Here is an 11,094-nt window from a genome sequence, read left to right as displayed (position 1 = left end):
TTCTCTCCTGACAAATGGCAAAGCTTGACGATCACAAGGTCATTAAATCACTTATAATATACCAGCGATGCGCTAAAATGCCGTCTGTTTAGCTTTCACTTCTCAAAAAACGCACAAAAAAAGCGCACGAATCCCCTCAACCTAGTAAGGACTAAGGATCCGTGACGCTATTTCAGTGTAGCTTATCCTACCGCAAAATAAGCGGTTTGTCGATTAGAAATTCGGTTCTGACGCATACCGAGCGACCAAGAAATTATACAGTGGCCGGTTGAAATGCGTGTATTCAATCGCATCTACAAAGTCAGCGGTCACCATGTCGGCATCGTGACCAGTCTCAAGTTTTTGCACCCAAGTTGGGTCAACGAGGAGTTGTTGACCGACTGCGGCGAACTCGGCATTTTGTAATAACCCTGTCACGTCTTGCCGATTGCGAACGCCGCCAACACCAATCAGTGGCTTGCGCCCAGCTAAGTAGTCGTGGAGGTAGGCTAAGATCGACTTGTCTTGGTACTCAGTTGACCGTGACTTCCGGTCGTAGTTACTGAGTGACACGTGGAGGTAATCCAAGCGCGTTTCAGCTAATTGATCAACCAAGTAGAACGTATCATCCAGCGTGATTCCCGGTTCCGTGAACTCCTCTGGTGAGAACCGGTAGCCCACTAAGAATGGCCGGTCAGCGTACTGGTCAACGGCCGCAAAAACGCTCGCCAGTAGTTCCTTAATAAAGGTGTAGCGCTTCTCGCGACTGCCACCATACTCGTCCGTCCGCCGGTTAGAATGTGGTGAAAAGAACTGTTGGATCAGGTACAGGTTGGCGCCATGAAGTTCAACCCCGTCAAACCCCGCCTGAATGGCGCGGCGAGTTGCCTCACCAAAGGCCGCAATCGTGGCGTGAATGTCATCAACCGTCATTTCACGTGGGACCGCCGATTTGGCCTTACCATTCCCGTGTTGGGCGGCAACGGCACTGGCAGATACGGCCTGCTTGCCGTTCAAGGCTTCCGGCGTACTCATTCGACCGGCGTCAAAAATCTGAAGAATTGCGCGCGCCCCTTGGTTTTTGATTGTGCTAGCAAGTTTCGTTAATCCGGGCAAATAGACATCATCGGCGATACTCAGCTCACCTTCCAGCCTTTACCACCATCCTCGACGTTCGCAACGCCGGTAATTACCGCACCGACGCCGTTAGCGCGTTCAGCATAATAGTTCAATTCATCGGTTGTGATCGTCCCGTCAAAGAAACTCTGCAACGTCGTCATCGGCGACATAAACAGCCGATTTTTAACCGTAATCCCTGATTTAAATTTAAATGCTTCATCATAAGTGACCATTAATAAAACCCTCCACTATCTAAAATAGGGTTCGACTGCGGATTGCAACCGTCCCCCAATGATTAATTACTTGTTCAATACAGCAATCACAGCTTCACCAACACCCTTAGCGGATTGTGGGTTCTGCCCCGTGACCAACCGACCATCAGTGACAACGTGTTCGGTGTAAGGGTCACTCTTGGTGTGGTGGGCACCAGCAGCCTTAAGCGCGTCTTCAGCTAAGAATGGCACATCATCAGTCAACTGATTGATCGCCTCTTCTTCGTTGGTAAAGCCGGTTAATTGCTTCCCGTCGATAAAGGCGTTGCCATCAGCATTTTGAATTGCCAGCAACCCCACTAACCCGTGGCAAACGGCCGAAATAATGCCACCGTTATCATAAATTTGTTTCGCCAACTGACCCAGTTCCTGATTCTTGGGGAAATCCCAAACAGTTCCGTGACCACCCGCAAAGTAAATGATATCGTAATCGGCCGCGTTCACATCGCTCGGCTTCAACGACTGTCCTAGCGCCCGGTTTCGAAAATCAGCATCGGTGTAGAATGCTAAGTTAACAGCATCTAACTGATCCGCTGCAATACTTCCGGGATCCAGTGGCACGTAGCCACCAGCAGGGCTGACGTAATCGACATCGATCTGGTTGTCTGTCATCACTTGGTTAAAGTGAGTGGCTTCACTCAGCCATACGCCAGTTGCGCGGTTAAGCGTGTCGAACTTTGCATGATTGGTTAATACGATCAAAGCTTTTGTCATAGGGGTAACGCTTCCTTCAATTTTAATTAACCATTTTTATTTCTGGTTACGAAAAGTAAGCTCTAAATCTCTGTCCAAAGCTTACGTTGGTTGGCTAACGATGTCAAACATTTTAGTCTGATGTTCTCGTTTTGAGACAGTGTGCGGAGCGAGACGGGTTGAGAGCAGTGTGTAAGGTGAGTTCGGTGAAGGCGCCCGGGCTTGGCGGGTTTACCGGACTCGCCTTACATGCAGCTCTCAGTCTCGCGTAGCACGACTCGACGAAGTCAGAAGCCTATCTGCCATTCGGCGTGGTAGCCAGAAAGCGCGTGGTTGGCAAGTTCTTACAACTTCAGGAACCCTGGAAATAACAGTTTAAGTGGCGCCGAATTTTGTAGTCTGAGAGCACCGGGTTTCATGCGGCTTTGGCGAGCGAAGCGACGACAAACAGCCTTCCCCCAATCGCACCCAACACTTACGCTGGACCCAAGCGACAGCAAAAAAAGCAACCACCAACAAGCACGCTGGCGGTTGCACGCAATCAATTCAAATTTTAGTTAATCCAAAACGGGGTCTGTCACTAACCAGCCGTTATCAAGTAGTTGGTGGTACTTCTTACCAACGGGAACCCACAATTTTGCTTGGAGGATACTCCGAAGTTCATCCCAGAACAGCGGATCTGCACGTTCCGTGTCGGATACATTGAGGTGTAAGTACTCACCGGTTTCGGTTTTTGCTACAACGAAGGGGTAGAACACCTTCGTAATTTGAGCAGCAATAATATTTGCCATTTTTGTATCGTGATCAAGCAACATGTGCCTCACGCTCCTTATCGTTGTTGATGACTATAGTATGCCGAATTAACCTTAAGGAAACCCAAAAAAGAAGTAATAAAAAGCTTAAGTCCCTCATTGGTTTCCAACTTGACGCTAGCATAGTCTGATTAACGATTGGCTACCTTGACCTAAATCAAGTGACAAAAATGTTTCATGTGGAACATTTTAGCGATAATTGTTCAGTAAATTGGCTGAATGATGATCATTTTCAGCTAACTAGTTATCTAGTGATACGTTGAACTGCTGTCAAATCAACAATCTAGCCTGTTTCACGTGAAACACAGTCAGCCACCACATTACATCGACGTACTATGCAACGGTTGCCGCCGATCCGGATACAACTCAGTCGAAATATGATTAATTGCGGCCGGCGCTTCCCCAAACCCACTAGAAATCAGTTTCACTTTACCGGGATAGGTCGAGGCATCACCGATGCCATAAATTCCGGGTTCAGATGACATCATGAACTCGTTAACCACCAACGCCCGACGCTCCAGCTCAAGGCCCCAGTCTTTCAACAAATGATTATCCGCAATAAAGCCGTAGTTCACTAATAAGGTATCAGCCGTAAGTGACTTGGCGGTGTCACCTTTGTTTTCCTGTAATTCGATTTGAACGCCCTCACCCTGAGCAGTCACCCCAGTAATGTTAAACGGTGTCACTAGTTCCACGCTGGACTGCTGCAACTGTGCAACACTGGATTCCAAGCCCCGGAAGTTATTACGCCGGTGAATGATTGAGACGTGGTTCGCGATTGGCTCCAGCGCTAACGCCCAGTCAATCGCAGCGTCTCCACCGCCCGCAACCGCCACGTTTTACCGGCAAAATCAGCTAACCGTTTAACGAAGTAGCGGACCTGTTTACCATCCAACGCGTGGTCGTAATCGCAAGCTAATTGACGTGGGGTAAAGGCACCGCTCCCTACTGAAATCAAAATCGTTTTCGTGTGGGTCGTCCGCTTAGACGTGGTCAGAATAAACGTCCCATCGCCTGTTTTTCAAGTCCAATCACTTCTTCTGATAAGTGGATCGACACTTGATCTTGGACCTCGGCCAATTGCTGTTTCAAGTTGGCGATCAGCTCAGACCCCTTCCCCGACACAAAGCCCGCAATATCGTGAATCGTTTTTTCCGGATACAGTGCTTCAACCTGGCCACCTAACTCTGGCAAGCTTTCGATTAACTGGGTATCCAGATTCCGCATCCCCGCATACATGGCCGCAAACATTCCCACGGGTCCACCACCAACAACGGTTAAATCATATAAATGTTCATCACTTTGCATCAGCACGCCTCCTAAAACTGGTTAGGCCAACCTCACATGGCTATGTCAGTGCCGATACCAGTTATCCTTAAACTTAATACTCGGCAATTTATCACTTCCACAAGATAACTGTCAAGCAGCGATTCACTTCATAGACTAACGATCCGTTATTTTTAACCCCAGCGATAACCGCATCACCGGCCACTTTGTCACTACTACATCGCTAAATTCGGCACCGCCTGATAAAAATCTTCGTCTTGACACGGTCACTGAAACTCGCTAGACTAGCCCGTATTCTTTAATCATTTTCTAATAATACGAATCACGTTGAAGAGAAGAGTAACTGTTAGTCACGTCGTCAGAGAACCCGGATGGTGAAAAAGGGGCCCCCGTGACCACAGCGAATATGAACTCGGAGTTGTCAGTCAGTTCACGCTGATTGACCGGTCGTCCCCGTTACCAGACTAGGTATCAAACCGGTACCGAATTGAGGTATGGCAACTGCCATACAAAACTGGGTGGTACCACGCAAACTGCGTCCCTTCATAGCATTTAAGCTGTGAAGGGCTTTTTGTATCCCCAAGGAAGGTGATTTTTTATGAACATTCAACAAATGCGTTACGTGCTCGCCGTTGTCGATAACGGCAGCTTCCACGCCGCTGCCAAAAAATTATACGTGTCACAGCCTAGCCTCTCTCACGGTATCAAAGCACTAGAACTGGAGCTCAACGCGCAACTCTTTAAACGGACGCGGCAGGGCAACTTTTTAACGCCCGCCGGTACCCAGTTCGTGAAACACGCTCGTAAAATCGTTGGCGATGTTGAGAACTTACAGCACCGCTTTGCGAACGTGCATCACGACCATCAAAGCTTCGCCATCGCCAGTCAATACTGTGCGGCATTGTCGCCCCTATTAACGTCACTCACGACAAGCTATCCCGACTATCAATCATTTCGCTTAGTCGATGGCGACTACCAAAAAATCATTGCGGAAGTTGCTCAGTTCCATTGCCAACTGGGCATTCTCGCTGTCGCAGACCTCGATTTGCCGCAATTGACCAACACGTTGGCGCAACAGCACCTCGTTTACGAAACCCTCAGCACTTATCAGACGCAAGTATTTCTGCGACCAACGCACCCGTTAGCTAACAAGGCCGAACTCCGGTTAGCTGACCTGACTGCGTATCCCCACGTTATCGCAACCCCCGACACCCACCCTAGTTCGACCCCGACCATTACTTGCAGTGATCCGTTAACAACGGTCGACCTCATCCGAGAGTCCGATGCTTACGCCACCGACCTCGGTCCGCTCACCACCCCGGCATCCGTTGGCCTGATTGCCAAAAAGTTGACGGGCGCTAATACGATCCACGTCCTTCTGATTCGAACCGCCAACACTGATATTCCGCCAATCGCGGCAGCGGCCCGGCACGAGCTCCGGCAGTATTTTAACCATCACCAACAAATCGGGGCTTGATAGAATTTAACTATGCCGATCCGTGCGAATTACCGGCAATCATCATCATCAAACCGGTTCAAATTCTCGTCAGTGATAAATTTTAGCTATTGCGAACACTTGCCAGTCAATTAAAAACTGATTAGAATAACATCAAAATTAAATACCGCACAGGAACAATGACAAGATGAGTACGAGTCACCCCACCAGTAATAGCGAGCCTGAGATGGTGCAAGCAGGTCACGTGGGGCCTCCGAAGATGGTCTTGGAGTTTTACGGGTGAGCCAGCGTGTAAGCCCGTAACGATCAGCCGCCGTTATCAGGCTGTCAGCGTCATCCCGAGTGATGATGCTGACCTTGAGGATTTAACAATGATGTTGAATTAAAAAAAGGTGGTACCACGCCAAGCGCGTCCTTTTTCAGAGCAATCTGGAAAGGGGCGCGTTTTTTGGTCCACTAACCATGATGAATAGAGGGTGTTGTTATGAGTTACGACGCAATTTGGGCGGATCAACGCATCAACAAGAATGAAAAAAGTAAGTTAAAAGAGGACGGCCTGGACGTCTTCAAGGACCTTCCGGAATTGATCAAGCATCCCTTCTCGGAAGTTGATAAGAGTTACTACATGTATTTTAAATACGCTGGCCTAACGGTTCAAAAGCCGCAGGAACAAGGTAACTTCATGTTTCGGATCAAGATTCCTGGCGGCCGCATCAACCTAAAACAGGCTGACTTGATTGCTTGGATCGCCGAGACTTACGGGCACGGCTTCGTTGATTTAACGACCCGGCAAGCCGTTCAGTACCACTGGATTCCCTTTGTGAAACTGCCGGAATTGTTCGACCAACTGAATGAAGTTGGTTTGACCACGGCCGGGGCCGAGGGTGATATCACCAGAAACGTCGTCGATAACCCGCTCTCCGGCATCGACCCCAACGAGTTATTTGACACCCGCGAAACGGTGCTCCAAGTTTACGAACGCTTCCAAGGTAACCGCGATTATTCAAACTTGCCCCGGAAGTTCAAGATTTCAATCAACAGTAACATCTACAACGCCGGCAACGCGGAAATCAACGACTTAGCTTTGATTCCAGCGACCAAGGCAATCGACGGTCAAACCGTACAGGGCTTCAACGTTAAAATCGGTGGCGGCCTTGGCATGGTCCCTTACCTAGGCCTTTCAACCAACATCTTCGTGACCCCTGACCAAGTCGCTGACCTAGCGGAAGTCGTCGTTCAGCTCTACCGGGACAACGGTCCTCGTCGTAGTCGGGCGAAGGCGCGGTTAAAATTCCTGATTCAAGACTGGGGCATCAACAAATTCGAAGCCGCCATCCGCGAACAACTTCCCGACCTCGAAACGGCTGGTCACAGTGAAGTCCGCGGCTGGTCCAACGGCGGCAGCGCACTGGGCATCCACGAACAAGCCCAAAAGGGTTACTACTACGTTGGCGTTTCTGTCCCAACTGGTCGGATCAATGCCGAGGACTTCAAAGCATTTATCGACATTGCTCGTCAATACGGTCGCGACGAAATCCGCTTTGATCACGAACAGAACCTCATCATTCCGTGGATTTCAGCGGCCGACCTCGAAACGGTTAAGGCCAACGAGATCTTCACCCGCTTCAACACGAAGCCTGAAACGTTACTGGACCTCGCCACAACCTGTACCGGCGCTGAATATTGTAATCTCGCCAATTCACATACTAAGGAAATTTTCGAGCCAATTCTCAACGCCTTGGACGCCCGCTTCACCTTTGAAAAACCAGTTGCCATCACCTTAACCGGGTGTGGTAACAACTGTGCGCACCGGAGCATTGCCGACATCGGCATTGAAGGTCCATGCCCGGACCGCTGACGGTGACAAGGTAGAAGGTTACCAGTTCTCAGTTGGCGGTAGCTCCTCGATGGCGGTCACTTTAACGAGAACCTCAAAGGCAAGGTGGTCGCTGACCAAATCGTTGACGCCACGGCCAGTCTGCTACAAGACTACCAAGATAACCTGCAAAACGGCGAAAGCTTCTACGAGTACTACCAGCGTCAAGGCACGGACCACTTCCAAGCGGTCCTGACCCACTACTTTGATCAATTGAAACCGGAGGAAATTGCGAAATGAAAGTGAAAATTATTTATACCAGCCTAACCGGCAACACCAAAGAAGCTGTGGACGTTCTCAGTGACGCCCTCACCGATAAGGCGCCGACGTTGAAGCATTTGACGGTGATGATGGCATCGAAGTGGCCGACTTCTTTACCGATGCCGATGCGTACGTGATTGCGAGTTACACCGATGGCGATGCTGAGTTGCCAGACGGCATCATTGATTTTGCCGATGACGTTGAGGATGCCGATCTCAACGGGTTTAACGTTTCGGTTATCGGTACCGGCGATACCAGTTACGATGACTTCTGCAGCGCTGTTGACGACATCGAAGGTCGCGTTAAGGAAGCCGGCGCCAACATCATCGCGCCCGGACTAAAGATTGAACTCGCTCCCGATGACGAAGCGACTGAAGCCCTCAAGCAACTTGCAGCAACGATCACCAGCATTTAACACCCATCATTTAAGTTAAAGGAGATGACAAGTTATGGCGACAGGCATTATTTATGTGCTTCACGGCCGGCATAATAAGCTTCCTAAGGCCAACATTCAACTACTCCGCGACTTCATCGAAACGACTGGAACGCCAGCTTGTATCGGCTTCCTTGAAGGCAAGCAGCTCACCCTTGAAGATGGCTTACGCCAGTTGCAGGAACAAGTTGACCACATTATCATTGCGCCGGTGCTGCTCTTCGCTGCCACCCACGTGAAACAAGACATTCCACGACGGATACTGGCAACGGTCTCACCGGATGTGTCGCTGACGTTCCTCAAACCGCTGGCAACGACCATCGCCGTTTACGACTTTCTGCGGGACCAAATCAGCGACGCCTTAGCGGAGAACCCCGAACGACCAGTTCTCCTGATTGCTCACGGCACCCCGCACTATAACGAACCTTACACCCAGTTGAAGGCCATCGCTGAACACCTTGAAGATGACTTAGGCGTCACCGTGCGTTGCGCTAACTATATCGGGCATCACCTGATCCAAAACGTCGTGAAACCGGACAGCGAACCACTGATCGTCCAACGCCTTTTCTTGACGGACGGGCGCTTGGCCAACCGGATTCGCGACCGGGTCACAGCGATTCAACCCGACAGCATCTTTTTACCAACCCTAGAAGACCACCAAGTCATTACGCAGGCCCTGCAAGAGCGCCTCAACGCAGTGAACCAGGTGTCATCAAACTAAAAAACTACTATATATTACTGGAGGCATTTGAATGACCGAAAAACCACGTACCGATAAAGTCATCGTGCTTGGCATCGACGGGTTAGACTCCCGCACCGCCAACCGACTTGTAAACGAGGGCAAGATGCCCAATCTGAAAAAATACCTTGAACGGGGCTCCGCCCACAAAGGCATCAAACTACTGGGATCCGTTCCCACGATTACGCCACCTTGCTGGACGACGTTAGCCACCGGCGCTATCCGGTACGCACGGCATCACCTGCTACTGGCGCCAAGCCCCTGAAAGTCTGGACGCCGTGGTCTACAACATGGACTCCCGCAACTGCAAGGCCGAACCAATCTGGAACGAAACCACCAAGAACGGTAAGAAAACCATGGTCTGGCACTGGCCAGGTTGTTCATGGCCCCCAACTTCAAAGAGTCCCCTCTTGAGCGTTGTTGATGGTACCCAACCCGGCTCCGTCAACATGGGCGTTGCGCAAATGGACTGGGAAAAGATCATCTACGCCAACGCTGATATCGAAAAAGACCACTTCACCGGCCATACCGATAAAGCCGCCGGCGTTGGGTGCAACATCACCGATTTGAGTGAAGTGTTGAAGAACCCATCCAGTGAAGCTTCCGATGAAGAAGATGAAATGATGGAACTCTGGTGGGGCGACAAATCCCGTGAAGGTAATGAGATTCGGACCTACATCAAAACTCTGGACGACACCGAAATGATGATTGGCGCTAAAGTGGCGTACGATCAATTCTTCACTGGCATCAAACCCGCTGAAGGTTGGGCCAACGCCCCAGAAGGTGCCTTAGAATTCCACTTCGTCGTTTCCGGCGGGACTGAGGAACGCATCGCCCTCATCACCAAGGGTGCCAACGGTGACTACGATGCCGTTGCCCTCTACCACACCAAGGATGACGCCGAACCATTCGCGGTCATCCCAAAGGGCAAAATGGTTTCTGGCATCATCGATGACGTCACCAAAAAGGGCGCCACAAAGCCAAGCTGCCGTTCTTACAAGATTTTGGAACTTTCACCAGATGGTAAAAACCTCCGCTTCTGGATCAGCAACGCGCTAGATACCACCAACAGTATGCTGTGGTCGGATAACGATCTGTTCCACGACATCATCAAAAACGTCGGCCCCATTCCACCCGTTAGCCTCATCGGTGGTGAAGACGCCGAACTCGTTCGCGAAGTCTTCATCCCATCTTGGGACATCTACTGCCAGTGGCAAGCAGATTGCCTAGAGTACCTGCTACAACACAAGCAGTTCGACGCCATCTTCAGCCACCTGCACAACGTGGATTGCGCCGGTCACCAACTCTGGCACTTAGGTAAAACCTTGGAACCTTGGAAAAATACCGATGAAAAGGTCTACCAAGGCTTCATCGAACGGGTCTTCCAACAAACCGACGACTACATCGGCCGCTTCCTGCACTTCTTGGATGAAGGCTACACGATCTTCGTCGTTTCTGATCACGGATTGCTGGTCGGCGAAAACGTGCCCCCAATCTTGGGTGAATATGGTGGCTTGAACGTCTCCGTCATGGAACAGCTCGGTTACACCACCCTGAAGACGGACGCTGATGGCAACAAAATTGATGAAGTGGATTGGGATAAAACCACCGCTGTTCAGATTCGTAGCAATTACATCTACATCAACGTCAAGGGCCGTGACAAGCACGGTATCGTGGATCCAAAGGACAAATACGACCTTGAAGAACAGGTCATCAACGACCTCTACAACTACCGCGACCCCGCAACGGGCAAACGGGTTGTCGGGCTGGCCGTCCGCAACAAGGACGCCGTGGTCTTTGGTACTAACGGTGACGAAGCCGGCGACATCTTCTTCACCGTCAACGAAGGCTTCAATCGACTCCACGGTGATGGCTTATCCACCGCTGAAGGCTACTTCGGCACTTCCGTCACCCCAACCTTCGTCGCCGCTGGCCCTGGTATCAAAGCCAACTACACCACTAAGCGCGTCATCCGCCAAGTGGACGTTGCGCCTACCATCGCCACCCTACTTGGGACGCATGTGCCTGAGCAGTGTGAAGGCGCACCGATTTACCAAATTTTGACTGACAATGATTAATTTGAACGCACGTTGTACCAGTGATGCTGGTATGACGTGCGTTTTTCATTTTAATTAGATAGCTAGTTACATGTCATCTGCTGTCGCTT

The 11,094-nt window shown here is 50.4% G+C and carries 10 protein-coding genes and 2 pseudogenes; 8 read left to right on the top strand and 4 right to left on the bottom strand.

Annotation, left to right across the window (positions count from 1 at the left end):
• Positions 1 to 213 precede the first annotated feature (213 nt).
• From JCM2765_RS02615 to JCM2765_RS02600, 4 genes and pseudogenes are all read right to left on the bottom strand, one after another.
• Positions 214 to 1,331: pseudogene (locus JCM2765_RS02615) on the bottom strand (NADH-dependent flavin oxidoreductase).
• 66 nt (positions 1,332 to 1,397) lie between these two features.
• On the bottom strand, positions 1,398 to 2,084 hold the full coding sequence (locus JCM2765_RS02610) for a type 1 glutamine amidotransferase domain-containing protein (protein ID WP_054733408.1): 687 nt from the start codon (positions 2,082 to 2,084) through the stop codon (positions 1,398 to 1,400).
• A 536-nt stretch (positions 2,085 to 2,620) separates the two neighbouring features.
• Positions 2,621 to 2,878 carry a hypothetical protein gene (locus JCM2765_RS02605; RefSeq protein WP_054733406.1) on the bottom strand — a complete coding sequence of 86 codons (258 nt, stop codon included), beginning with the start codon at positions 2,876 to 2,878 and terminating at the stop codon, positions 2,621 to 2,623.
• Positions 2,879 to 3,195: 317 nt separating this feature from the next.
• Positions 3,196 to 4,183 (bottom strand): annotated as a pseudogene (locus JCM2765_RS02600) (NAD(P)/FAD-dependent oxidoreductase).
• Between the two features lie 577 nt (positions 4,184 to 4,760).
• Between JCM2765_RS02600 and JCM2765_RS02595 the strand changes: the two are divergent.
• The 8 genes from JCM2765_RS02595 (at position 4,761) to JCM2765_RS02575 (ending at position 11,005) form a co-directional block, all read left to right on the top strand.
• Entirely contained in the window at positions 4,761 to 5,639 is an 879-nt protein-coding gene (locus JCM2765_RS02595) for a LysR family transcriptional regulator (RefSeq protein WP_054733401.1), read from the top strand.
• 463 nt (positions 5,640 to 6,102) lie between these two features.
• Complete coding sequence (locus JCM2765_RS02590) at positions 6,103 to 7,476, top strand: nitrite/sulfite reductase (protein WP_225351934.1); 1,374 nt, start codon at positions 6,103 to 6,105, stop codon at positions 7,474 to 7,476.
• An 84-nt stretch (positions 7,477 to 7,560) separates the two neighbouring features.
• Positions 7,561 to 7,734, top strand: a complete 174-nt coding sequence (locus JCM2765_RS17795; RefSeq protein ID WP_225351933.1) for a hypothetical protein — start codon at positions 7,561 to 7,563, stop codon at positions 7,732 to 7,734.
• Positions 7,731 to 7,892: a hypothetical protein gene (locus JCM2765_RS17790; protein WP_225351932.1), complete on the top strand. Its 162-nt coding sequence runs from the start codon at positions 7,731 to 7,733 to the stop codon at positions 7,890 to 7,892. Before JCM2765_RS17795 ends, JCM2765_RS17790 begins: the two co-directional genes overlap by 4 nt.
• Entirely contained in the window at positions 7,856 to 8,170 is a 315-nt protein-coding gene (locus JCM2765_RS02585) for a flavodoxin domain-containing protein (RefSeq protein ID WP_225351931.1), read from the top strand. The genes JCM2765_RS17790 and JCM2765_RS02585 overlap by 37 nt, the downstream gene beginning before the upstream one ends.
• 34 nt (positions 8,171 to 8,204) lie before the next feature.
• Positions 8,205 to 8,909 (top strand): sirohydrochlorin chelatase, encoded by a 705-nt coding sequence (locus JCM2765_RS02580; protein WP_054733398.1) that lies wholly within the window; start codon positions 8,205 to 8,207, stop codon positions 8,907 to 8,909.
• A 31-nt stretch (positions 8,910 to 8,940) separates the two neighbouring features.
• A complete protein-coding gene (locus tag JCM2765_RS17785; RefSeq protein WP_225351930.1) occupies positions 8,941 to 9,192 on the top strand; it encodes an alkaline phosphatase family protein in 252 nt (83 codons plus the stop codon).
• A 13-nt stretch (positions 9,193 to 9,205) separates the two neighbouring features.
• Positions 9,206 to 11,005 (top strand): alkaline phosphatase family protein, encoded by a 1,800-nt coding sequence (locus JCM2765_RS02575; RefSeq protein WP_225351929.1) that lies wholly within the window; start codon positions 9,206 to 9,208, stop codon positions 11,003 to 11,005.
• The last annotated feature ends 89 nt before the right edge of the window (positions 11,006 to 11,094 follow it).

The sequence above is a fragment of the Secundilactobacillus similis DSM 23365 = JCM 2765 genome, assembly GCF_001311075.1.
Lineage (GTDB): Bacteria > Bacillota > Bacilli > Lactobacillales > Lactobacillaceae > Secundilactobacillus > Secundilactobacillus similis.
Note: the sequence above shows the minus strand (reverse complement) of the source record. Positions and strands in the feature narration are given on the sequence as shown.